The sequence below is a fragment of the Mesobacillus harenae genome, from assembly GCF_013343715.1.
Lineage (GTDB): Bacteria > Bacillota > Bacilli > Bacillales > Cytobacillaceae > Mesobacillus_A > Mesobacillus_A harenae.
The window spans coordinates 98490-124145 of record NZ_JABUNR010000007.1; the positions used below are offsets into that span (position 1 = coordinate 98490).

At 40.1% G+C, this 25656-nt stretch carries 22 protein-coding genes; 14 read left to right on the forward strand and 8 right to left on the reverse strand.

Annotation, left to right across the window (positions count from 1 at the left end):
- Positions 1-280: 280 nt before the first annotated feature.
- The 6 genes from HRJ06_RS10210 to menC all read left to right on the forward strand — a co-directional run bounded on the left by HRJ06_RS10210 (position 281) and on the right by menC (position 6350).
- Entirely contained in the window at positions 281-634 is a 354-nt protein-coding gene (locus tag HRJ06_RS10210) for a hypothetical protein (protein WP_174732664.1), read from the forward strand.
- Between the two features lie 302 nt (positions 635-936).
- On the forward strand, positions 937-1815 hold the full coding sequence (locus tag HRJ06_RS10215) for a MurR/RpiR family transcriptional regulator (protein WP_174732666.1): 879 nt from the start codon (positions 937-939) through the stop codon (positions 1813-1815).
- A 42-nt stretch (positions 1816-1857) separates the two neighbouring features.
- Complete coding sequence (locus HRJ06_RS10220) at positions 1858-3234, forward strand: YjiH family protein (protein ID WP_174732874.1); 1377 nt, start codon at positions 1858-1860, stop codon at positions 3232-3234.
- A gap of 17 nt (positions 3235-3251) precedes the next feature.
- Positions 3252-4388: an amidohydrolase gene (locus tag HRJ06_RS10225; RefSeq protein ID WP_174732668.1), complete on the forward strand. Its 1137-nt coding sequence runs from the start codon at positions 3252-3254 to the stop codon at positions 4386-4388.
- Positions 4389-4412: 24 nt separating this feature from the next.
- A complete protein-coding gene (locus HRJ06_RS10230) occupies positions 4413-5225 on the forward strand; it encodes a GNAT family N-acetyltransferase (RefSeq protein WP_174732670.1) in 813 nt (270 codons plus the stop codon).
- A gap of 18 nt (positions 5226-5243) precedes the next feature.
- On the forward strand, positions 5244-6350 hold the full coding sequence (gene menC, locus HRJ06_RS10235) for an o-succinylbenzoate synthase (protein WP_174732672.1): 1107 nt from the start codon (positions 5244-5246) through the stop codon (positions 6348-6350).
- 194 nt (positions 6351-6544) lie between these two features.
- On the opposite strand, the gene HRJ06_RS10240 is transcribed toward menC, so the two are convergent.
- The 5 genes from HRJ06_RS10240 to HRJ06_RS10260 form a co-directional block, all read right to left on the reverse strand.
- Positions 6545-8035, reverse strand: a complete 1491-nt coding sequence (locus tag HRJ06_RS10240; protein ID WP_174732674.1) for a tripartite tricarboxylate transporter permease — start codon at positions 8033-8035, stop codon at positions 6545-6547.
- Positions 8036-8049: 14 nt separating this feature from the next.
- On the reverse strand, positions 8050-8508 hold the full coding sequence (locus tag HRJ06_RS10245) for a tripartite tricarboxylate transporter TctB family protein (protein ID WP_174732675.1): 459 nt from the start codon (positions 8506-8508) through the stop codon (positions 8050-8052).
- Positions 8509-8590: 82 nt separating this feature from the next.
- On the reverse strand, positions 8591-9598 hold the full coding sequence (locus HRJ06_RS10250; RefSeq protein ID WP_174732676.1) for a tripartite tricarboxylate transporter substrate binding protein: 1008 nt from the start codon (positions 9596-9598) through the stop codon (positions 8591-8593).
- A 196-nt stretch (positions 9599-9794) separates the two neighbouring features.
- On the reverse strand, positions 9795-10499 hold the full coding sequence (locus tag HRJ06_RS10255) for a response regulator (RefSeq protein ID WP_174732677.1): 705 nt from the start codon (positions 10497-10499) through the stop codon (positions 9795-9797).
- A 17-nt stretch (positions 10500-10516) separates the two neighbouring features.
- Positions 10517-12121, reverse strand: a complete 1605-nt coding sequence (locus HRJ06_RS10260) for an ATP-binding protein (RefSeq protein WP_174732678.1) — start codon at positions 12119-12121, stop codon at positions 10517-10519.
- 244 nt (positions 12122-12365) lie between these two features.
- Here HRJ06_RS10260 and HRJ06_RS10265 point away from each other — a divergent pair, with 244 nt between their 5' ends.
- The 7 genes from HRJ06_RS10265 to HRJ06_RS10295 all read left to right on the forward strand — a co-directional run bounded on the left by HRJ06_RS10265 (position 12366) and on the right by HRJ06_RS10295 (position 19648).
- The gene (locus tag HRJ06_RS10265; RefSeq protein ID WP_174732679.1) at positions 12366-12692 is read left to right on the forward strand and encodes a MerR family transcriptional regulator; all 327 of its coding nucleotides are present in this window, start codon (positions 12366-12368) and stop codon (positions 12690-12692) included.
- Between the two features lie 431 nt (positions 12693-13123).
- Entirely contained in the window at positions 13124-14422 is a 1299-nt protein-coding gene (locus HRJ06_RS10270; RefSeq protein WP_174732680.1) for an ammonium transporter, read from the forward strand.
- Between the two features lie 315 nt (positions 14423-14737).
- Positions 14738-15736, forward strand: coding sequence for a DUF294 nucleotidyltransferase-like domain-containing protein (locus tag HRJ06_RS10275; RefSeq protein WP_338421076.1), 999 nt, complete (start codon positions 14738-14740; stop codon positions 15734-15736).
- Positions 15723-16457 (forward strand): exonuclease domain-containing protein, encoded by a 735-nt coding sequence (locus HRJ06_RS10280; protein WP_174732682.1) that lies wholly within the window; start codon positions 15723-15725, stop codon positions 16455-16457. Before HRJ06_RS10275 ends, HRJ06_RS10280 begins: the two co-directional genes overlap by 14 nt.
- 14 nt (positions 16458-16471) lie before the next feature.
- Entirely contained in the window at positions 16472-16729 is a 258-nt protein-coding gene (locus HRJ06_RS10285; protein ID WP_338421077.1) for a MerR family transcriptional regulator, read from the forward strand.
- 325 nt (positions 16730-17054) lie between these two features.
- Positions 17055-18683: a PAS domain S-box protein gene (locus HRJ06_RS10290; protein ID WP_174732684.1), complete on the forward strand. Its 1629-nt coding sequence runs from the start codon at positions 17055-17057 to the stop codon at positions 18681-18683.
- Between the two features lie 110 nt (positions 18684-18793).
- Positions 18794-19648, forward strand: a complete 855-nt coding sequence (locus tag HRJ06_RS10295; protein ID WP_174732686.1) for an STAS domain-containing protein — start codon at positions 18794-18796, stop codon at positions 19646-19648.
- 142 nt (positions 19649-19790) lie between these two features.
- On the opposite strand, the gene alr is transcribed toward HRJ06_RS10295, so the two are convergent.
- From alr to HRJ06_RS10310, 3 genes are all read right to left on the reverse strand, one after another.
- A complete protein-coding gene (alr, locus tag HRJ06_RS10300) occupies positions 19791-20978 on the reverse strand; it encodes an alanine racemase (protein ID WP_338421078.1) in 1188 nt (395 codons plus the stop codon).
- Positions 20979-21055: 77 nt separating this feature from the next.
- Positions 21056-22186 (reverse strand): alanine dehydrogenase, encoded by a 1131-nt coding sequence (gene ald / locus HRJ06_RS10305; protein ID WP_174732688.1) that lies wholly within the window; start codon positions 22184-22186, stop codon positions 21056-21058.
- Between the two features lie 110 nt (positions 22187-22296).
- Positions 22297-23547 (reverse strand): PucR family transcriptional regulator, encoded by a 1251-nt coding sequence (locus tag HRJ06_RS10310; protein ID WP_174732690.1) that lies wholly within the window; start codon positions 23545-23547, stop codon positions 22297-22299.
- A gap of 336 nt (positions 23548-23883) precedes the next feature.
- Between HRJ06_RS10310 and HRJ06_RS10315 the strand changes: the two genes are divergently transcribed.
- On the forward strand, positions 23884-25305 hold the full coding sequence (locus HRJ06_RS10315; RefSeq protein WP_174732692.1) for an amino acid carrier protein: 1422 nt from the start codon (positions 23884-23886) through the stop codon (positions 25303-25305).
- Positions 25306-25656 lie beyond the last annotated feature (351 nt).

A 25656-nucleotide genomic window follows, 5' to 3' on the forward strand; every position in this document is an offset into this window, starting at 1 on the left:
CATTATTTAAAGTCCTGGCTGGAAATAGTGTTGTTTTCTCAAAATGATTAAATCAATAAAGAGAATTATGTAATTAGGACTTTTGGTATATGTAAAATACCTACCCTTATGAAGAGCTTTTAAACCTTTAAGATCATTTTTTATATTTTCTTTTGTTTCACTGAGTAGCAATTAAACTATAAACTACCTTTTCCTGTTTATAATGTTTAAAAATTTTCATAGATGGAACAGTATATGGGAAACTCTTTTTACGACCAAGCCTAGTTATAGGAGGATAATTATGTATCTCGAGCGCTTTATCAACCAAAAGATCCAGATTAAGCTTAAAAATTTCCCCGAGACGTTAAAGGGACCCGTTACTGGAATATTCGAACCAGATCAATGGTATCTCGTAAAATTAATAAAAACAGAAAATATGGGAATTTGGGTAGAAAACCCCTGTTACAAAAGAACAAAGGTTCAGGAGGATGATGGAACAGCAATACCTGAGGACAAACAAACAGAAGAAAACTGTGTAACCAATTTGCTGTTGCGCTGGGATTATATCAGTTCCGTTATCACCTTTCCGAATGATGAAACAGGCGGAATTGATAAAAAAGCGAAGTTAATAGGATTCCAGCCTAATAATAACTAAAAATACTATAAAGACTACACAGCCCGGAGCGTATAAATCCGGGTCTTTTTTACGTTACAAAAACAAAATTTAAATTTTTAATTTTCATCTCCAAAAATTCCAGCATGCAAAAAATTACATACCTATAAAAAGCGAAATAGTCTGCAAATGGAAAGTTACCAATCTCACAATGGTTTAACACCGGTATATTGGAACCAGAACTAGGTTTGCTTTGCATAATAATTCACTTTTTCTTGCACCGAAGGATTTCATGCATTATTATTATAGAAAAGAAGTTTCAACTTCTTCCCGTGGAGGAATCTATGAAGAGAGAAAGAGAAAGCATCAGATTGATAATTAAAGAGAAGTTCTCTTCCTTATCACCAGGACAAAAGAAAATTGCTGAATTTCTCGTAACTCATACTGAGGAAGCCGCTCTGAAAACTGCTTTTCAGCTAGGAAAAAGAGTTGGTGTAAGTGAAACTACAGTCATACGCTTGTCATACGCACTTGGGTTTAAAGGATTTTCTGAAATGCAGGAGGCAGTTCGCGAGGAATGGCTTGATCATCAGCACAATAAGCCTTATGGAACTTATGACGCTAAGCCTGCAGACACAAATAAAAAATATTCTCAGAAAACTAACCCATATTTAACAGTGATTGAGAAAGAACAGCTTGTGTTACAGGAACTTTTTAACCAGCTTGATTTTGCGGAAATCGAAAAGGCAGCCTCTCAATTAATGAGAGCCGACAAGGTTTACATTGCCGGTTTTGGAGCTTCATACGCGGCAGCCCACTGGCTTTACTACAGCCTTAGCCAGCTAAGAGCAAATGTCATTTTAGCTCATCCTTCCAGTTTTCTAGTTGAAGAGCTCTGCGATTTAACGGATCATTCAGTGGCCGTGATTTTCTCTTATCCGCGCTATACTCATGAATCTATTAAACTCGCTGAGCTGTTAAAACGGCAAGAGGTAAAGCTCATCGCCATAACTAACCGCCACTTATCCCCAATTGGCAGATCAGCCGACCTTACTTTGACAACTGAGGGAAGTATTGATTCAGATTATCATTCGATTGCATCGGTGATTTGTTTATTGGAACTAATTATTGTGGGAATTACTAAACAGAATCACGAGCAAATCTGCAATCGCCAGGAAACGCTTGAGAGTCTTTATACCGAGACCAAAAGATTTTTAGAATAAGAATGAACAAAATAACTTACGAGGTGATACCATTTGAACGGAATGTCTAATGATCTGAACGTCCAGAAAGAAGAGATGCAATCTAAAAACCTGGGCTCTTACTTAAAATTTATTATTCCTTCTTTAATTGGGATTCTACTATTTATGGTTCCTGTCTTAACCGAAGATGGGATTACGATCCCAATTGCCTTTTTATCAGGCCTGCTTAATGAAACTTTTGCCGAAGCTATCCCGGCTCTTGCAGTTTCAATAATGGTTATTTCGCTGGCTGGAACTCTTTTAGCTACAGCCGTTAAACCTGCGTTTATCGAGAAAAGCCCCTTTTTGTCAAACCTGTTTAATGTCAGTCCAGGCTGGCTGATCGTTAGGGCATTTGGAACTTTATTTGCTATTATCACCCTTTATCAAGTCGGACCGGAAATGGTCTTTTCAGAGTTTACTGGCGGATTATTGATTTATGATCTAATTCCAATTCTTCTTACAACTTTTTTGCTTGCCGGTTTCTTTCTTCCGTTTCTTTTAAATTTTGGCTTGCTTGAGCTATTTGGAGCATTATTAACTAAAGTTATGCGCCCCCTTTTCACATTGCCAGGACGCTCATCGATGGACTGTCTAGCTTCATGGATGGGTGATGGTACAATCGGTGTGCTATTAACAACAAAGCAGTATGAGGAAGGCTACTATACCAAACGGGAAGCCGCTGTTATTGCTACAACATTCTCGGTCGTTTCGATTACGTTTACAATTGTCGTCATGACTTATTTGAACCTTGAACAATTTTTCGGTCCGTTCTACCTAACTATTATCGTTGCAGGACTTGCTGCAGCTTTAATTATGCCTCGAATTCCGCCGCTATCCAGAAAGGCGGATTCCGCTTACGAAAACACTGAGCACAAACCTGAAGAGGCTATCCCTGCTGGAACTTCCACTTTTAAATGGGGAGTAAATAATGCCGTACAAAAAGCCGAACAAAATGACAATCCTCTTCAATTTTTTAAAGACGGGTTAAAAAACGTCATGGAAATGTGGCTCGCGGTAATTCCAGTTGTTATGGCGATCGGTACCGTTGCTCTCGTGGTAGCAGAAAACACGCCATTATTCGAATATTTAGGTATGCCTTTTATCCCAATCCTTAACTTAATGCAGGTTCCTGAAGCAACAGCAGCTTCACAAACTATGCTCGTTGGGTTTGCTGACATGTTTTTGCCAGCTGTAATCGGCAGCGGAATTGAAAGCGAAATGACACGATTTATTATTGGTGCTGTCTCTGTAACTCAGCTAGTTTATATGTCTGAAATGGGCGGACTGCTGCTGGGCTCAAAGCTTCCTCTTAAAATAATTGATTTAGTGTTTATCTTTTTATTACGCACAATCATTACACTGCCAATTGTCGTCGCACTTGCCCATATCTTTTTTTAACGGAGGGTGCCTAGCTTATGAGAAAGCCTAACCATTTTATCGATCAGGAACGGGACCAAATTGTCCATACCTGCAAAACTTTGCACAAGCTTGCAGAACCTAGCTGGCAAGAGGTAAAAACATCATCTTATATAAAATCAAAGCTAGAAAGTGCTGGCTTCACGGTTAAAACCTTTGAGGGTCATTACGGACTCATTGCTGATTTGAAGGGAAAGTCATCTGATGTAATTGCATTGCGTGCTGACATGGATGCATTAGTTCAGGAAGTAGATGGGGTTGTACAGGCTAATCACTCTTGCGGGCACGATGCCCATAGTACAATGGTGCTGTATACCGCCTTAGCTCTTGCACAATCAGGTTATCTCTTTAACAGTACACTTCGGTTCATTTTTCAGCCTGCAGAAGAAATGGCGGGCGGTGCGCTTCAAATGATGGAGGACGGCGCTCTAAATTCCGTAAAGTTTCTTGCTGGAATCCACCTTCGTCCAACTGTGGAGCTGCCGTATGGCAAAGCAGCTCCAGTCATTATTCATAGCTCAACCGCAACGATAAATGGAACGATAAAAGGAACGCAAGCACATGCAGCGCGGCCTCATGATGGGAATAATCCGATTGAAGCAGCAGCTGCTTTAATTACTGAATTAAAATCTATCCGGCTGAAAACTGATGCCCCCTTTTCCATTAAAATAACGAAGCTTCACGCAGGTGAAGCTTCGAATGCAATACCGGAGACAGCCCGCTTCACTTTAGACTTAAGAGCAGACCATAACCTGGCTATGGAAGAACTGATAGAACAAAGTAAAGCTGTTATTAACCATACCGCAAAGTTGACCAGCACCAAGATTAGCTTCAAAGTCGAAGAATTCCTTCCAGCTGCTTCTCTTAACAAACAAGCTGTCAGCTTGGCTGAAACTGCTATCACTGAAATCCTGGGCCAGGAAAACTGTATTCCTGTCTGTAAGTCCCCCGGTGCAGAGGACTTTCATTTTTATACTTTCAAAAACCCAAATATAACAGCTACGATGATTGGCCTAGGCTGTGGATTATCCCCTGGCCTTCATCATCCCAAAATGAATTTTAATCACGAAGCGTTAATCTTCGGAACTCAAATTCTAACTGAACTCCTGCTTAATGCTGACGGCAAATCGGACTGATCCTGCACGACGAGGAGAATTAGCTTGAAACCAGAACTTTTCTCATCTATAAAAATTCGAACAATCGAAAATACAGAGGAATTAACCTTAGTTAGAAACCTAGAAGCCCTCATCTGGAAAGATGATGACCCAGTACCCGTACATCATATGGCGGCCGCTGTAAAAAATGGCGGCCTTGTAATAGGGGCATTTTCAAATGAAAATTTAATTGGCTTTCAGTACAGTTTTGCAGGCTTTAACGGAAATGAGGTTCATCTTCATTCCCATAATCTTGGCATTCATCCTGATTACCGCAAGTTCGGATTAGGTGAACGACTGAAGCGATACCAAAAAGAGGCTGCTCTTCAAAAAGGGTACAGTGTGATTAAATGGACGTATGACCCTCTGGAAACGGTAAACGGCTATTTGAATTTACATAAGCTTCAGGCTGTTTCTTCCAGCTATATTGAAAATGCATACGGTGATCTTAAAGATGGGCTGAATAAGGGAATCTCTTCAGATCGCTTCTTGGTTGAGTGGAAGATAGCGAAAGATACAGGTAGGTCTTCAGCTCAAAGGAATCTTCCACACGCAATAGAATTAGAAAAAACAAATGGACTTCCCTCTCCGCTTAGGGTTGATCTTAGCCAAACAGCAAACGAGCTATTCGTCCCTGTTCCAGCTTTTTTCCAAGAACTTAAGATGAAAAATATCGAGCTTGCAATAAAGTGGCGAACAGCTACCCGCAAAGTTTTTCTTCATTATTTTAACCATGGCTGGGAAGCTACAGATCTGATTCGGAATGAATCGGACCCTAGTATATGCTTTTATGCGCTATCGTCCACGAAGAAAATTTAATCAATAAGGGGAGTATCTATGGAGATCAAAGAGATTAAGCTGAGACACGTAAAAATGCAGCTGTTACATCCATTTACGACCAGTGTAGGAACTGAGTATGATAAGGACTTTATTTTAGTAGAAATGAAATCGAAAAGCGGCATATCTGGGTGGTCTGAATCCGTTTCCTCGCTCTCACCCCTTTATCATGAGGAAACCGTAAAGACAAACTGGCATATGATGAACGACTTTTTGATTCCTCTTTTACTTCAGAACCCAGTTCATCATCCTGATGAATTATCAGATCGCTTTCTTCCAGTCAGAGGCAATTATATGGCAAAAGCAGCTCTTGAAGGTGCTGCGTGGGATCTTTACGCTAAAGAAAACAACATGTCGCTTGGCCGTGCACTTGGCGGTACTAAAGACAGAATTGAAGTTGGGATAAGTTTAGGGATAACAGACTCAGAACACGCTCTATTAAAGCAGGTAGAAGAGTATGTAAAACAAGGATATAAGCGGATCAAGGTCAAGATTAAGCCCGGCTGGGACCACGACATCTTAAGGGCAATCCGCAATGAATTTCCTAAACTGCCTATGATGGCAGACGCAAACTGTGCCTATACATTGGATGATATAGACCGTTTAGCGGCCTTGGATGAATTTAACTTAACAATGATTGAACAGCCACTATCCCATGATGATATTATTGACCATGCAAAACTGCAGCCTTTGCTAAATACGCCAATTTGTCTCGATGAAAGTATTCACTCTGTTGAAGATGCCCGAAAGGCTATCGAACTTGGAAGCTGTAAAATTATTAATATTAAAATCGGGCGGGTCGGCGGCTTAACTGAATCTAAAAAGATACATGATTATTGCCAGAGCCAAGGGGTTCCAGTTTGGTGTGGAGGCATGCTTGAAGCAGGAGTAGGGCGGGCCCATAATGTTGCTATTACCACCCTGCCAAACTTCACTCTTCCAGGTGATACTGCAGCCTCATCCCGGTATTGGGCCAAAGATATTATTGATCCTGAAGTTGAGGTGAAGGATGGATACATATATGTTCCCGACAGGCCTGGAATCGGTTACGAACCTAATCAGACTAGGATCGATTCCCTTACTTTATATAGTAAATCATTCAGCTAACTATCCATATTCCAACGCGCAAGCCTCTTAATTAGCCCACACAAGCTTAGGGGAGGGTCGTTATTTACTTCATTAGCTTGACCGAAGCGATCTCAACGGGCTAGGTTCTAGAAGCTAGATACTAATCAATGTCTATTTATTTATACTTATCTTAAAAAGGGCAGACAGCATATGTGCTGTCTGCCCTTTTTATATCAGCCCACTGGTTTTTTAATCCTATTTTTAATAATAGGAAAAAGGATCGATAAAAGGCTCAAAATAATTAGTGATAAAGCAATTGGTTTAGTAAAGAAGATATACAAATTCCCGTTCGATATCGTCATCGTCTGCCTTAAAGCCTGTTCCATCATCCCACCAAGAATAAAGGCCAGGATGAATGGTGGGGCAGGAAAGGAGAAAATACGCATTAAGAAACCAATAACCCCAAAAGCTAGCAATAAATATAAATCAAACGTGTTAAAGCTTAAAGCATACACTCCAATCAGACTGAAGATAATTACTAAAGAAATTAACATCGGCCTAGGAATTCTTAATACTTTAGATATATAAGGAACTAAAGGCAGATTTAAAATTAAAAGAAACAAATTTCCGACATACATGCTGGCAATAATCCCCCAGAAAATATCTGGGTGATCCTGAACCAACAGTGGTCCAGGCTGAATGCCCAATACGAGAAAAGCCCCAAGCAAGACAGCTGTAGTTCCTGAACCCGGAATACCGAGGCTTAGCAGCGGGACAAATGCGCCACTGGTTGCAGCATTATTAGCTGTTTCTGGAGCTGCCACCCCCTTAATTGATCCTTTACCAAATTCCTCAGGATTTTTGGCGATTTTTTTCTCGGTTATATAGGCAATGAAAGAAGCAATAGTAGCTCCAGCACCAGGTAAAACACCAATAATAAAACCTAGGAAAGACTGCCTCCCCATCGGTCCAGCCATCTCTTTAATATCGTTTTTGCTGAGCTTCATGCTTCCTAGATTTTTATTGTCTGAAACTGACGTATCTTTACGGTTGAAAATCAGCATACACACCTCAGCAAGTGCGAATAATCCAAGCGCTATGACCAAAAAGTCTATACCCTCTAGCAGATTTGCATTCCCAAATGTGAACCGGGCTGTTCCTGTTTGGCTGTCGATACCAATTGTCACTACCATAAAACCTAAAATAGCTGAAATAAATGCTTTTATTGTAGACCCTTCCGATAGGCTAGATATCGCCGTTAGACCTAGCAGCATAAGTGCGAAATACTCAGCCGGACCAAAAGAGATCGCTACCGAAGCCAATAATGGAGAAAACATCATTAATAATACAACACTAATAGTCCCTCCAACAAAGGAAGAGATAGCAGCAATTGCCAAAGCTTTCCCCGCTTTCCCCTGCTGCGCCATTGGGTAGCCATCAAATGAGGTGGCTACCGTCCCGGCTACCCCAGGGGCGTTGAGTAAGATCGACGAGGTCGACCCTCCAAAAATTGCACCGTAATACACTCCTGCCATCATAACCAACGCAAGTGCAGGGTCCATGTTATATGTTACTGGAATCATGATAGCAATAGCACTAATAGGCCCTAGCCCTGGCATCATTCCAATAAAAGTTCCCACAAATACCCCAATAAAAATGAAGATAATGCCTGATAAACTGAAGGCTATTTGAAATCCTGACATTAAACCTTGAAATGCTTCCATTGCAGTACCCTCCTTTAAATCGGCAATATTCCTGCTGGTAAATTAATTTGAAGTAGATATGAAAACAACAAGTAGATCACTAGTGAAAAAGTTACTGAAACTGCTAAATTTGAAATTAGCTTTTTATAACCCAGAAACCATGTGGTGAAAAAGATAAACAAAATTGTCATAATAACAAAACCAATTAATTCTAGTAAAAAAATATAAACTAAAATTATTCCAAAAACAGCCAGAAGCATCAGTAACTCATCACGAGGAATCTCTCTTTTTTTTCTCTCTGCCTCCGTTTCTTCCTGATTGTTAAAAAACAATAAAATGGAACAAATTAGAAGCAAAAAGCCCAGACCTTTAGGAACAATGTCAGCATCTACTTCAGTGTATGGATACGAAGGAAGCTGAAAACTTAAGAATATAAATAGAATAGCAACAGCTGCCAGAAAAAGAGCAACCTTCCTGTTAACGGACTTTAACATGACTCCCCACCTCCTATTAGATTAAAGCCGATGCAAAATTTAACATCGGCTTCTAGATATAATGTTGTTACAGTTTGTTACTCTATTTCGCAAGCCCTAGCTCATCCAATAGAACTTGCATCTCTTCTCTTTCTTTATTAAGAAAGTCTTTATAGTCGTCACCAGTAATAAACATTTCGTTCCAGCCATACTTCTTCCTCATTTCATCCCATGCCCCAGAATCATTCAGTTCCTGAAATTTTGCTGTATAGTACTCTACAGCCGCCGGGTCCATATCAGCTGGTCCGAAGAACCCTCTCCAATTAATAAACGTTTCATCAATCCCCTGCTCAACAGTAGTCGGAAAGTCAGATAGAACTTCACCCTCCAGCCTTTCTTCCGCTGTAATCCCAAGCACCTTTATTTTGCCCGCTCTTACTTGTTCTACTGTTTCAGCCACTCCTGTGGAATATACTTCAACACTTCCGTTTAGCAGAGCCGTCATCCCCCCTCCATCCGGATCTGAAAGGTACTTAACTTTCTTCACATCTACACCTGCAGCTTGGGCAATTTTAATAAATTGCATATGATCCATACTTCCTGGAGAAGAAGTTCCTATAACACTTATTTTCGTAGGATCAGTTTTCATATCTTCGAATAGATCTGTGAGAGTATTCCATTTAGAATCTGCCTTTACAGCAAATGCTCCATAATCCGCAATCATATTTGCAATTGGTGTAAAATCCTCATGCGAATATTGCGACTGTCCATTTAACGGGACCAGAATTAGAGGTGGTGATGAAACGAACAGGTGGTGATTACTGCTCTTTTGGCCAGCTATATAGGCCCACCCGACAGCGCCTCCTCCCCCTGCTTTATTTACGACTGGCATTCTTTTATCTATCAAATTTTCTTCTTCAAACACTTGCGTAACCATTCTAGCTGTTGTATCCCAGCCACCGCCGGGTCCTGCCGGTGCAACAACTTCAATCGGTTTCTCCGGGCTCCACTTTTTATCCTCGGCACCTGCATCCTCTCCAGTCGATTTACTAGAGCATGCTGAAACGATAAGCAAGGTTAAAATTGTTAATATTACAAAAACTTTCTTCATTTTATTTCCCCCTTATTAATCTAATAAAGTGATTATATCTGCTAAACCAATCTCTGTAACCGTTTTCAATTTATTCAGCATAAATACCATTTCGGTTATTTTGTTCATAAGATTCACAGACCTGCCAATAAAAAAAAAGGGAACCACACTTAAGTGCGGTTCCCCTTAAGAAACAGCAGATTAGAAGCCTGTTTCATTAATTTTCATTTGCAAAGTACCTTCTCTCGGGCCTGCCAACAGTGCCATAAACCAGTTCGGTTCGAAGCTGCCCAAGTGAAACAAGAAACTCGAGATATCGTCTTGATGTTGTTCGGCTCACTCCAGTTATTTTCGAAATTTCTTCAGCAGTCATCCCTCCCTCTTTGCTTTCATAAAATGAATTTTTAATAAGAGATAACGTGTGCTGGTCAATTCCTTTTGGTGGCGTAGCTGCTACTTCAGCATTAGATGAGATGTGCCTTTTCCGGACTGTGTGAAATAAAGAATCAACCACCTCTTGATTCATGGCATTCACATCTTTTAATTTAGTTTTATAATTCAGGTACTTTCTTATGGTCTCTTCAAAGCGATTAAAGACAATTGGCTTTAAAATAAAATCAAAAGCCCCTCCTCTTATCGCATCACCTACATTCTGAACTTCTTTAGCAGCCGTTATCATTATGACATCTGTATCCCGAAAATGAGAGCGCATATGCCAAAGCAAGTCAATCCCGCTGCCGTCCGGAAAATAAACATCCAAAAGGACTAAATCAGGCTTAATAATTGGTAAAAGTTCTTTTGCTTCACCAATAGTTGTGGCAATTCCACTAACAGAGATCCCCTCAATACGTTCAATCAGTTTGGCATTAATCTCAGCTATTTTTACATCATCCTCCACGATAAGGACTGAACTGTCACCCATACTTCCCCCTCCTTAATCTATAAGTTTCCTTCTCGTTGCTTTTTAGGAATGATAACAGTAAATAACGCCCCTCCCATTTCACCATTTACAACGCTTACATATCCATTAAGCTGATTAACCGCTTGCTCTACCAAAAATAATCCAAAACCCCTTCCATCTCCTCTTTTTCGAGTAAATCCTTTTTTAAATATATTCTCCTCATCTTCATGCAAAATCCCAGGACCATTATCCTCAATTTCAAAAATTAGATCATTTCCCAAATCTGTCATAAACAACTCTACTTTTTTATTATTATCTGGATTTTGTAAAACAGCATCAAAACCATTGTCCAATAGATTCCCGATGATTGTTACAATTTTTTCTCTATTTATAATGTCAGGAACATCTTGAAGAGTGCTCTCCGGATTAATTGTTAGGTCCACTTTTAATTCTTGGGCCCGATTGTATTTACCTAAAATAATTCCAGCTATCATAGCATCCGGTACTGCTTTCATAAGAAATTGGATTAGTTCCCCATAGTGCGAGGTTTCTGTTTGGATGAAATCAAGTGCCTCTTGATAATTTTGTAATTGGATTAGTCCAGAGATAGTGTTTAATTTATTTGAATACTCATGAGTCTGAGACCTTAGTACCTCTGCATAACTATGAATCTGGGTTAATTCCCTTGTTAACGCATCAATTTCGTCTTTTGGTCTGAAGCTTGCAACAACTCCAATCACTTTCCCTTGATTTAAAAGGAGAAGCCGGTTTACGATTACTTCTTTATCATTAATTAAAATCTCATCATCTAGATGATTCTGCTTTTTCTCAAGTACCTCGAGCATTCTTGTGTTTGGCATCACTTCAGTTATGGGCTTCCCCTTTACAGGAAGATCCTTCTTTAAGCCTAGAACCTCAAAGGCCTTACTATTAATATCTGTAATGAAGCCATGCTTGTTAATGGCAATGATCCCGTCTCTAACAGATTCGATAATGGTCTTTTTCTCAACAAACTGGCTTGCAATCTCATGAGGTTCCAATCCATAAATCGACCGTTTTACATTTGTTGCAATAACATAAGATCCTGCAAATCCTAGTAGCAATACGACTAATAATATCAACAATAATTTGAATTCATATCCATCAATGGCACTCTCAACCCGCTCCTGAAGGATACCAACAGAAACGACTCCAATAATTTCTCCGGCAGCATTTCGTATAGGCACTTTCCCGCGAATAGACGGACCTAATGTCCCAACAGCATGAGATACATAAGATTCTCCTTTGAGAAGTGCTCTCTCATTATCTCCCCCTACCATCTTTTTCCCAATTCGATCCGGTACAGGGTGGGAGTACCTAACTGACTGCTTATTCCCAACCACAATAAATTGCGCACCAGTATTTTCAGTAATTTCATTGGCTATTGGCTGAATAATCAACTCTGGATTTTCAAGTTCAAACGCTTCTATAACAGCTGGAATTTTAGAAACAGTTGTCGCAATATAAAGGGCTTGTTTTCCAGTTTCCTCTCTTAATGTATCAGAATGAATCCCATGAAAAAGAAAACTCACCAGGACAGCAAGAATAAACACCTGACTAAAAATAAACAGGGAGATTTTCCCTTGCAAATTTATTTTTTTCATTAGAGTACCTCTGGCTTCTTAGTTTCTCAAAAAAGGAGAGCTTGATTTATTACAAAGCTTTCTACCCATTTTACCAGAAAAGAAAATAATGTTTTTATTTTCTCGATTGGTTACCGACAAAAAACTTTTTTACAAATATTATTTGAAGCAAGCTCAAATGTGAGGTAATATAACATATAATGTTATAGTATATTCAGAATAATACTACTTTATTTTAATAAAATACTTTAAGCGTGGTGATTCTATGGAAAAGGAAGCTTCATACAAAGACAAAAAGGTAATTACGATCGGGATTGTAAGGGAGTTGACTGGCCTTTCAGAGCGACAAATCCGTTATTATGAAGAAAGGAAACTTATCTTTCCCGAGAGATCACTGGGGGGCAGCCGCAAGTACTCATTTTCTGATATTGAGCTACTAATGGAGATTGCTAATAAAATAGAAGATGGCGTCCAAACTTTTGAAATAAGACAAGAAATCGTACGAAAACAAAAAAAGCAGGATGAAAAGGCCATCCAGAAAAGAATGCTCCAAGGTCAGCTTAATGCTCAATTCGGAGTCCGTAAACGATAGACGAGTATATGACTCTAGCTTAGTTGCTCCAACTTTTATAAAACACAACATAACAAATTACACATGAACGAGCAGACCAAATCGAATATGATTTGGTCTTTTACATTTATTTGCACCATTCAAAACAGCTGCCATATGACTCAATTAATGCGTGATTATTTGATTTTAGTAACAGCCGCTCCGAAATTCCTCTTTATTAAGCTAGACTTACAACATACTTTTTACAATTATCCTGCCTAAAAACACACACAACATTCAATCCCCCGCTCGACCTATCTGAAATTTTAAGAAGTTTAATCAAACCAAGACCCTTTTAATTTAGCAATATCTTAAAAACCAAAAACCATGTGAGGTTTCCTAACATGGTTGTGGATTCCTTTTTTTGTTGATGCGAAAATAGCCTTAACACTTAATCGAAGGGAGATTATCAAATGGATACATTATTTTTAATGAACAGTTTATGGGTAATGATTTCTGCTGTACTCGTCATTTTGATGCTTGGAGGATTTATCTTATTAGAAACCGGTTCAACTAGAATGAAAAATGCCGGCCATATCGCAGGCAAGACGATCCTTACTTTCGGGATTGGTTCACTTGTATTCTGGGCAGTAGGTTATGGTTTAATATTTGGTCAGGGAAATGCACTAATTGGATTATCGGATTTCTTTTATTCTGGCTACGATGTAGAAGGATTAGGTCTCTCTGGAGCAGTTTTCTTCTTATTCCAAACTGCTTTTGCAGGAATTTCCTTAACGATCGCCTTTGGAGGCTTTGCTGAACGAGCAAAACTGGCCGCTTATCTGGTCTTTGCGGTTTTGTTCTCGGTACTCGTTTATCCACCAATCGCACACTGGATTTGGGGCGGCGGCTGGTTAGCTGACCACGGCAAGCAGGATTTCGCAGGTTCCACTGTAGTTCACTTAACAGGTGCCATGGCAGCCCTTGCTGCAACTATTCTTCTAAAGCCACGGATTGGAAAATACAATAAAGATGGCTCAGCTAACAACCTTCAAGGTCATAACCAGGTTTTTGTCTCATTAAGTGTGCTGTTTCTATGGGTAGGCTGGTTTGGTTTTAATGCAGGTAGTACAATTGCAGTTGATGGAGCATTCTTCGGATTTGTCGCAGTTAATACGAACCTAGCAGCTGCAGCAGGAACACTCGCTGCAATGTTAATTTCTTGGATTGTTGTTGGTAAAGCTGATGTTCCAATGATGTTAAACGGAGCACTCGCTGGACTTGTTGCTATCACTGCATCTTGTGCATTCGTAGATACCTGGGCTTCTGTAGTCATCGGGTTTATTGCTGGAATTCTCGTATTTTATAGCATTCGCTTTTTTGAAAGCAAGAAAATTGATGATCCAATCTACGCATTGTCCGTTCATGGTGCTGCTGGTATTTGGGGAACTTTATCAACAGGATTTTTCGCCACACCAGAGTTAGCAACAGTTGGAAAGCCTGGATTGTTTTACGGCGGAGGGTTTGACCAGCTAGGTGTTCAGGCAATGGGGGTCATTGCTTGCGGCGCTTTCGCTTTCATCGTCTCCATCGCAATCTTAAAGGTTATGAAAATGACAATGAACGGTCTCCGTGTTACTGAGGAAGAAGAATTAATCGGTTTAGATATGAGTGAACACGGCAGCTACGGTTATCCGGAGCAGCTTACCCAGCCTGATCACAAGGGTACGAACCTAAACGGTACCTTCAATAGTGAAGCAGCTCCTCGTTAAAGAAATATAACTAATGCGGCAGTCCCGTTCATGGGACTGACCGCCTTTTATTTTAAAGACTCTTTTCTAAGATTGTTGTGTTTTTGCATGAGCTATGAAACAACCGTTTATTAGAGCGGAGAGTGCGAGACTTTTCGCAATTCTTCACATTTCTTTCGTGCTCGGGTTTACTTGAGGCAGCGCTTCAATGTCCTATGGTAGCAGCAAAAAATAACCAGACTAAAAGATAAATGAGTTATCTATACTTGCTAAATAAATCTAACTTAGAACGTTAACACCTGTACTTATATAAGACGTTCTAGGCATAAGAAGAGGGTGAGCAACAGCATGGGGTTCAGCACCTATTTGGATATACGAGATACTCGAGAAAACGAAATGAATTTGATTAAACTAGATCATCAAAAACTCAACCATTTACACGAACGGTTGATGAGAGAAACAGTGAATCTTTCAATCAAGAGAATGATTACAGAGTATGGCCCCTCCCCATTCCCTTTTTGCTTTTTTGTTATGGGAAGTGCGGGCCGATCAGAACAAGGAGTCTGGAGCGACCAGGACCATGGCATCGTATACGGAAACACATCTAATGAAGCTAAAGATTACTTTCTAAGACTAGGAAAAGAAATTTCAGATGGCCTTCACCAAACCGGTTACCAATACTGTGATGGAGATGTGATGGCTAGCAATCCGCTGTGGTGCAAACCAATTGAAGAGTGGACAAATCAGATTGATACATGGATTAAAGAAGCATCATGGGAATCAATCAGGTATTTATTAATCTTTATTGATGGACGCCCTCTAGTTGGAGAAGCGGTTTTTATGAAGCAGATAAAATTGTATGCCATTGAAAGCATCCACAAAAACCAGCTGTTATCCAGGTTATTAAATAACACGCTTCACATTAAAAAAGGGGTAGGTATTTTAGGGCAGCTTTTAGCTGAAACCCATGGTCCTCATTCAGGCGCTCTAAACTTAAAAGAGAGAGCTCTATTCCCATATGTAAATGGGATCAGACTGCTGGCAATTAGGGATAAACTAACTGAAACCTCGACTTTATCCAGGCTGCGCAGCTTGTCCGGCCGAACCCTTTCTGAGCAGGATAAAAGGCTTTATGAACAGCAATTTTTAAAGCTTTTAAGTTTCCGCCTTGCCTTGGCTGATCATTCAAACTATGATTCAGGCCACTATGTAACCATCGATCATCTAACTAAAAATCAAAAAGCAGAACTCAAGGAAATTATAAAAGATGGTGCTCACCTATTTCAGAGCATCAGAAAGATAGTTGAAAAGGAAGCTTCCAATGAAGATAAATAACATGTCCCAATTTATTAAAAACTTATCTGGACGTATTGGCCCTGGTATTTATGCGGGTGTTCAGGGGCAGTCTAGTCCGCAGCATCAATCATTCTTGAGGCAGCTTGAAAAGGAACTCAAGGAAAAAGACAATCTCGACAGCCCTCTGGATTCACTGGAGACCGTTGTGTTTGACCTTGAAACTACTGGTTTTTTTCCGGAAAAGGGCGATAGAATTATATCTATCGGCGCGGTTAAAATGCACGGCAGCAACATAATTGAAAAAGAAACATTTTACTCCTTAATTCAGTCTGATGTGCCGCTTTCGAAAGAAGTGTTTGAACTAACTAAAATTACTTATGATCAGCTTGCTGATGCCCCTCCGGCTGATGAGGTACTTGTCGATTTCCTAAGGTTTATAGGAAGCCGGGTACTTGTAGCCCATCACTCAAAGCACGAGCAATCTTTTATGAAAAAAATTATTTGGGATGTAATGCGGACTAGGTTTCAACACCGGATTGTCGATACATCATTTTTAATCCGAGTCTCGGATCCTATGATGAAGTCTATGGCGCTCGACGAAATTTGCTTAAAGTGCGGTATTGAAATTAAAGACCGCCATCATGCCCTTGGGGATGCCATCATGACTGCAAAGGTTTGGAGCTGTTATATCGGAATCGCAAAAAAGGCCGGTTTTTATTGTTTGAGAGATGTGTATGAGCACCTTGCTAAATTTCGGTAAATGGAGGAGTCCCAGTGAAAAACGAAAATGTTCCAAATGAAGCACTTTTCCCAATTGGGGTTGTAATGGAAATGACAGGGTTAACAGCTAGACAAATTCGTTATTATGAAGAAAAAGGACTTATTACCCCAATGCGGAGCCGTGCTAACCGGCGCATTTACTCTCTTAATGATGTCAAACAATGTATTGAAATCAGGAAACTTCTTGAGTTAGGGTTTAATATTGCTGGAGTGGAAAAAGTCCTGCAAATGAAAAGCCATAATGAACTGTAACTCTAAATCCCCCTGGTGGATCCCCCATACTCCGGCTCCTCCCCTCTTTATTCTCTTTCCAGCGCCCTCAATACTAGATTCCTGTGTAATCCCTGCAGGAGTCCATTTCCATTTTATGCTTCGATTTTAAAGGGGCTAATTGTGCTACGATAATCAAAGCTGGACACAATACCTGTCTATTTTAAATAATTTGCCCCATTGATAAACGTAAACCCTTATAATATAATTTGTTGACTTTTTAGCTAATTACTTTCCGCAGGGATGATTTAATGCCAAGCGGGCTTTTATATGAGAAATACTCTTAAAAATAGAATAGGAGCTCAGGATGAAGAAAAAGAAACTATTATTCTTATATATCGCTGGTGGGATGATATGGATTTTCGGGACAAATTTCCTGCTGGACTTTGCCCCCGCTCCCTTTGTTTATGAGGTTGAGCGGTTTAAAGAGATATTTTACGTTGCTATAAGCGGCTGGTTTTTTTATTTTTATATTTCCAAAGCCGAAGAACTTAATGCCTCAAAACAGGATGAGAAACGTCTCTCAACATTAATTAACGCAATGGTTGATTTTGTAAACTTTAAGGATGGAGAAGGACGATGGATTGAAGCTAATGAGTTTGGTTTAAAATTTTTTCAGCTTGAGAATGTCGACTATAGAGGGAAAAAGGACTCCGAGCTGGCTAAATACACCGACTTTTACGGAGATGCACTCCGTTACTGTGAAATTTCAGATGAGGAAACTTGGCAACACGGAAAAGTAACTAGCATGGAAGAAATAATCCCTCAGCCAGATGGGACAAATAAAACGTTTGATACTATAAAAGTGCCACTCTTTAACAATGACGGCAGCCGAAAGGGCCTAGTTATTATCGGGCGAGACATCACAGAACGGAAACAGATGGAAAATCTTCTTCAGGAAAGCCGGCAGCAATATAAGTCATTGTTTGAATACAATCCAGATATTGTTACCATGCTAGATTTAAATGGCAACATTACAAACGTAAATCCACAATGTAAAATCATCACCGGCTATGATGCTAGCGAATTTATTGGCAAAAATATAAAAGGGTTATTGCCAAACCTAAAGAAGTTCATTCTTGAAACGATTCAAAAAGTGATTTTCGATAAGAAACCTGAGCTATTCGAGCTTGAAATCGTTCATAAGCTTGGACACAATATCACCCTCCACTGTACAGCTCTCCCGATCATTGTAAATGGGGAAATAAGTGGCATCATATGTTACGGGCGAGATGTAACCCAATTAAAAATGACCGAGGAACGACTTAGACGGACTGAGAAACTTTCTGTAGTCGGCGAGTTGTCAGCCAGTGTAGCCCATGAAATCAGGAATCCATTGACGTCATTGAAGGGGTTTGTCCAGCTTTTACAGATGGAGGATGAGAAGCATCAGCTCTATTACAAAATTATGACCGATGAACTGAACCGGATCAATCATATAGTCGGTGAGCTTCTGCTACTGGCAAAACCCCAACGAATTAATTTTACAAAAGCCAATGTTCAGCAGATATTGTCAGACATCGTCTCTCTGCTCCAAACAGAAGCTTCGATGTATAATGTTGATATGAATTTTTCCTCTACAGAAGAGGAATTATGGATTGAATGCGAGCCGAACCAGCTTAAGCAATTATTTGTCAATGTCATTAAAAATGCGCTTGAAGCTTCCACTAATGGAGGAAAAGTTTCCATCTCCCTAGAAAATGGAACGGACGAAAACGTCTGGATTACCGTAAACGATGATGGCTGCGGAATTTCCAAGGAACGGCTCGAAAAAATCGGCGAACCCTTCTATTCTTCTAAGGAAAAAGGAACCGGCTTAGGCTTGACCGTTTCCTATAAAATCGTACAAGCTCACAACGGTAAAATCACTTTCAAAAGTGAGCTCAACCATGGCACTGCAGTTAATATTAAATTGCCAATCTCTCATTCCAGATAGGCTAGTCTTATCTTACGAAACAAAGCTTCTTTTATAGGAGCTTTTTTGTTTTTAAAGATTGTGGACTACTATATAATTAAGGTAACAGTTTTATTAAGGGGGTTATTAAATTGAAGGATGAATTGCGCTACATAGGAGAAAAAATATTTAATAACCATGCTAAATTAGCAGGCATATTAGAAGAAATACTTGATTCCAACTACACAGAACGGCTAAATAAGTCTGGAATGACACTAGAAAAACGAACCGAATATCGCTCTGAAATCTTTCAGTACTTCGGTGAGGCTCTTTACGGAGATCTTGATTTAATCACCCAGAAGGTAACGGAGTGGGGCGAAAAGGCTGCTAACCTTGCTATCAGACATAACCAATCTTTAAGTGATTCTTTAAGAGCAACTTCTTTTTACCGGACAGTCATTTGGGATGTTTTTCAGGAAGAATTGGACCAGCGCCAATTTGCAGCAATTACTATGCTTGACGTTTCCAAAATTGTAGACCCCCTTCTTGATAAGGTTAACAGGACTTTTGGGGAGGTTTACGAGAAACACAATAACCGGCTAATGACGATTGCCTACAGTGCATTGGAAAATTTATCTGTTCCGGTTGTACCGATCGCCAAAGGGCTTGCAGTCATTCCGCTTGTAGGTGAGATCGATACCCACCGAGCCAAATTAATCATGGAAGTTTCACTGCAGCAGGGCAGCCTGCTGAATTTAAATTATTTGATTTTTGATGTATCTGGAGTACCGATGATTGACACGATGGTTGCAGACCAGATCTTCCAGATTGTGAAAGCTGTAAGACTGACAGGCATAGAAGCCATACTAACCGGAATTAGGCCAGAGATTGCACAAACTATTGTTAGCTTAGGTTTAAATTTTGGTGATATTCAAACTAGGGCAAATATGCAGCAAGCCTTAAGCGAGCTTGGCTTCCGTCAAATGGGGCAACAAGTCCTGACATAAACTTTACGCACTATACTCCACTGTTAAAGAGGGAATTCTTAAACGAATAAAAGGCGGCTTACCTCGAAGGGTGAGCCGCCTTAATTTTTTAATTACTAGCTGAGAGCTTGTACAAACTTGGAGATTAACTGGGTTGGCCGAATTATAGCAGCATATTTTTGAAATTCACCGCTTTTTCATTTCGCACATACACTCTCGGAACTCGTTTCATTACTAAGCAGACAACTTCATAGTTAATTGTCCCCATTAGTTCCGCCACTTCATCAATTGAGATAAACGCATCATCTTCAGCTCTGCCAAACAATACGACTTCATCTCCAATTTGGACACCTTCGAGATTAGATACATCGAGCATGGTTTGATCCATACATACCCTGCCAACGATTTGCACTCGCCTGTTATGGACCAGCGCGCTGCCGCGATTGGATAATTGGCGGGACAGCCCATCGGCATAACCAACCGGAATGGTTGCAATCAAAGTTTCTCTGTCTGCTTTGAAGGTTCTTCCATAGCTTAATGTATCTCCCTGCTGCACTTTTTTAACCATCGTAACTTTTGTCTTAAAAGAGAGAGCCTGCTTCAGAGGGAATGCCTCACTTCTCACTACCTCCGACGGATTTAATCCATAAAGACTGATTCCCACTCTAACCATATCAAGATGCATTTCGGGAAAACGCATAGAACCTGCACTGTTACAGCAGTGCTTAATTGGTATGGAGATTTGATGCTGATTAATATAATTAAAAATAGCTTTAAACTTCTCAAACTGCTCAATAGTTGGGGCAGTTTCTTCTTCATCTGCGCTTGAAAAGTGTGTAAAAATCCCTTCTAGCTCGATATGTTCAGAACGGTCTGCTTGTTGTGCCAAGCTTAAGGCATCTTCTTTTGTTATTACCCCGATCCGTCCCATCCCCGTATCAACCTTTAAATGGACTTTTGCCTTTTTATCAAGCTTAGCTGCACTAGAGTGAATGGCTGTTATTGCTTCCTCTGTATAGACAGCCAGCGTAATATCATGCTGGATCGCTTCTTGTACAGCATCAGGTGAAGTATAGCCTAGCACCAGAATCGATGCACTTATTCCATTTTTTCTCAGGACGATTGCTTCATCAAGAAATGCAACTCCTAAATAATCAGCTCCTGCCTCAAGAGCCGTTTCACCTGCTTCGACTGAACCATGGCCATACCCGTCCGCTTTAATGACAGCCATCAACTTGCATTTGGGTGCAATGCTATTTTTAAATATAGATGCATTATGATAAATCGCGTCAAGTGAAACTTCGGCCCATGTTTCTCTATAGCTCGCTTTGCCTGCCACCGATATGCTCACATTTGACCTCCTCTATTAAAACCTCGGTAAGGAAAACCCCCCATGACTAGTATAATCATGAGGGGATTGATGTTCAATTAATTTAAAGAAGCTATTCTTTCCAAGGCAATGTCAACTGGTATGAACTCATATCCTAGATCCCTTGCAACTGCTTCATAAGTGATAGCTCCGTTTGCTGTATTTAAGCCAAGTTTTAACGCTGGATTTTCAGCAATAGCTTTTTTAACACCTTTATTGGCGATTTGCAAAGCATATGTCATTGTAACATTAGTCAATGCAATGGTAGAGGTCCTCGGCACCGCACCAGGCATATTCGCTACAGCATAATGGACTACCCCGTACTTTTCGTACGTTGGATTGTCATGTGTTGTAATACGGTCAGTAGTAGCAAAGATACCTCCCTGATCAATTGCAATATCAACAACAACAGATCCAGGATTCATGGATTGAATCATTTCCTCGCTAACAAGTTTAGGAGCTTTTGCCCCCGGAATTAAAACTGCACCAATAACAAGGTCGGACTCTTTAACCGCTTCCGCAATATTGAATGGATTCGACATTAGTGTCGTCACGTCTGTCCCGAATATATCATCGAGCTGACGTAAACGGTCTGGGCTTAAGTCTACAATTGTTACTTGCGCACCAAGGCCAATGGCCATTTTAGCGGCATTCGTACCCGCTACTCCGCCTCCAATGATTGTCACTTTTCCACGCTTCACACCAGGAACGCCGGAAAGAAGAATGCCTTTGCCTCCATGAACCTTTTCGAGGAATTGTGCACCAATTTGTGCAGCCATTCTTCCAGCAACTTCACTCATTGGAGTAAGAAGCGGTAAAGTACGATTTACTTCAACTGTTTCATATGCAATAGCCATAACTCCCTTTTCTGTTAAGGCTTTTGCTAACGCTGGTTCGGCAGCTAAGTGCAGATAAGTAAATAGAATTAAATCTTCGCGGAAATAAGGATATTCAGAAGCAAGGGGTTCCTTAACCTTCATAACCATTTCTGCTGACCAAGCTTCACGTGCTGTACTAACAATGACAGCGCCTGCATTTACATAATCCTGATTCGTGAAACCGCTTCCAACACCTGCGTCATTTTCAACAATGACTTTATGTCCTGCTTTTATAAAAGCATCTACACCCGCAGGCGTGATTGCAACACGATTTTCATTATTCTTAATTTCCTTGGGAACTCCTATTAACATGTTCCTTCCCCCTTTGAACCAAATGTTGTTTATAGCCCTTAGTATAGGTCCTGGAAGTTGGATTTACATTGTGCAAGAGGAAAAATCAAATCGGTTTCATTTGTGATTTCTTACAAACCGCTATTATTTTCTATTCTCCGGATCTTTAAGTCTAAATATAAGGACATTTTTTCGTTTATATTTTTTAAATCAACTTCACCAATATCAGCAATTCGCTTCATTCTATAATTCAGGGTATTTGCATGTACAAATAGTTTTTTGGCCGCTTCGTTCATATTGCTGTCCTGACTTATGAAAACCTCAAGTGTATCGAGCAAGGAGGTTTTATTGATTTTGTCATATCTGTCAAGCTTGGAAATAGCAGGATGCTCACTGGGATTAGCTCGCTTTTCCTTAACTATTGCATCGATGTAGCGATACAGCCCAAGCTGAGGGTATTGATATATTCCTTTCAGCTCCTCTGGAAACTGCTCCTTTATTTGAAGGACTTTCAAAGCCTCCTGGTAGCTCCTTTCTGCATTTTCAAGGTTATCATAAATGGATCCCGCACTCCCTTTAATCCCAGTAATGGAGAAGCGGTTATCCATTTCTGAAATAAAAAAAGAAATAAACTCTTTAAACGCTTTCTCATCTTCCTGTGAAGGATGGGGGGATGCAATTAAAATTAACTCATTCCTCATAACCACTAAAAAGTGGTTGGTGATTTTCTGGCTTGTTGTTATTAAATACGTTATATTTTCTTCAATTTTCGCAGTAATTTCCTGGTCAAATTGAAAGACGAGTACAGTAAACTGAGCAGGCATGGAAAGGTTCAATTGATAAAACTTCTTCCTAATCTCTTCGACGGTCTGAAAGTGTCCGGTTAAAAGCTGCCAAACAAAATCCTGATAGTCTTCTCCCTGCTTCTTTTTCTTGGCATGAAGCTTAAGCATTAAAGCTGTAGCCGATGTAGCTGCTTCCTTTAGTAAAATCAACTCATGTTCTGAAAGCGCGGCATCTTCCTCCACAACCCAAATGTAGCCTAATATTTCATTGTTTTTCCGCATAGAAATCGCAACACGGTCACGGAGTCCAATATCCTCCATTTGATGTATGCGCACGGGTCCTTCATTTTGCATTAACTCAGGGATAATGCCTGCCTTCCAAAGTCTGTTAATCACTTTCTCCGGGACTCTTCGTTTTATGATCGTTGCAACCCTTGCAGAATCCGTTCCATCATCGTGGGAGCTGTAAGCTAGAAGACGGTGATTCGAATCCTCGATAGTAACAGGGCAGTTTAGAACGTCTTTTATTTTATCAACGAGATCTTCAAGGCTGCTGAACGGCCTTTTGAATGGATCCCTTTCATAAGCATCTCTCATAGATCGGCTCCAGTCTCTTTTTTAAATTTAATTTATGTTAGGCAGTTTATTATTAAATTAATAGTATTTACACTACTTATTATAACTAAAATCAGACGGTTACTCTACCATCACCTTGTGAACTTATTTGACAATAAAATCGATAAAATGTTATATTCATTAAGCTTTTTTGAAATATCGTTGACTGAAAATTAATAATCTTTTAGGCATTTGTTCCTTAACCACAAAGCATTAATATTATATTTTAATAATTTTACAAAATTACCACGTTATCAATAGTGTTAAAATATATTCAGATATTGAAAGCGTTGTCATTTTTTAAAAGGGGGATAATGGGTGAATATACTTACAGTTTTAGACAAAATTAATGGGGTTCTTTGGGGTACACCAAGCCTGCTCTTGCTTTTTGGAACAGGAGTGATGTTAACCGTTATGCTGAAAGGTCTTCAGTTTCGGAGGCTTGGTTATGCATTTAAATTAGGTTTCACAAAGGAAGGACAAGCTGACATTAAGGACGAAGGGGATGTCAGTAACTTTAAAGCCTTAATGACTGCATTGGCAGCCACAATCGGTAATGGGAATATTGCAGGGGTAGCTACAGCAATCACCTTAGGAGGACCCGGAGCCATTTTCTGGATGTGGATTGTTGGCTTACTTGGAATGGCTACAAAATATGCTGAAGCATTACTAGCAATGAAATACCGAGTTAAAAATGATAAAGGGGAATATTCGAGCGGACCGATGTATTATGTAGAGCGCGGCCTCGGCAAAAAGTTTAAATGGCTGGCAGTAGCATTTGCATTTTTTGGGGCATTTGCTGCACTAGGAATAGGAAATAGTGTGCAATCGAATACAATAGCTGCTGTAATGGATACTACATTTGGTGTCAATAACATTACAACGGGAATAATCCTGGCTGTGCTGGCATCCCTGATTATATTTGGCGGCATCCAAAGAATCAGTGCAGTTGCCGGTTTTTTTGTTCCAATAATGGCTGTTCTTTATATTGGCGGGTCGCTTGTAATTATCGGCTTGCATATTGATCAAATTATTCCTGCGTTTAAATTAATCTTTTTCTATGCATTTAATCCTATGGCCGCAACAGGCGGATTTGTCGGCGTCCTAGTTTCAGAGGCAATTCGAAATGGTGTCGCACGGGGGATATTCTCTAATGAAGCCGGCTTAGGAACCGCAGCTCTCATTGCAGGCAACGCGAAAACGGACCATCCTGTAAAACAAGCTTTAGTTGCCATGACTGGTACGTTCATTGTAACGATTGTGGTATGTACAATGACAGGTCTAGTACTAATATTCTCGGGTTTTTGGGACCCAACAGGCGGAGAGATTTCGGGAGTTGCACATCCGGTTGGCCTTGACGGCGGAGCATTAACAAGTGCTGCCTTCGCATCCACACTTGGAATTGTCGGTGAATATATTGTAGCCTTTTCGGTTATCTTTTTCGGTTTCTCGACAATAGTTGGCTGGTATGTTTATGGAGAGAAGTGCTTTGAATACTTGGTTGGTACAAAAGGGATTCTCGGATACCGCGCCGTCTATATCTTTGCAACGGCAATTGGTGCGGTAACCAGCTTAACAACAGTCTGGGCGTTTGCTGATATGGCGAACGCACTAATGATGCTGCCAAACCTGGTTGCGCTTATATTATTAAGCAAAGTGGTCGTAAACGAGACGAATGATTATTTCGACAACCACTACAAAGCTGCCGGTAAAGCTTCTTCTTCAAGAAAAGCCGCATAAATGAAATGAAGCTCAAAAAAAGCAGCACTAAACCAATTAAGGTGGAGTGCTGCTTTCTTGTTCATATATATGGGTCTTTAATAATCCCTGTAATTCGCACCCCTTTTAAGATGATGACATGAATGTTTGTCAGCGCGGCTATTTGTTATGGGTATCCTTCATTCAGTAATCAGTGATCTATAAATTAAGCGGAGATTTTCCCGTTATACTGCAGAGTAGAGCTCGGGTCGGGTATATAAGCGGAAGTTTTCCCGTTAAGTAAGGCATAATGGTCAATTTCATGTCTTCTGGAGTAAATAGGCGGAACCTTTCCCTCTATTTAAGCTATTTTTCATGCGTTTTCCTAAATAA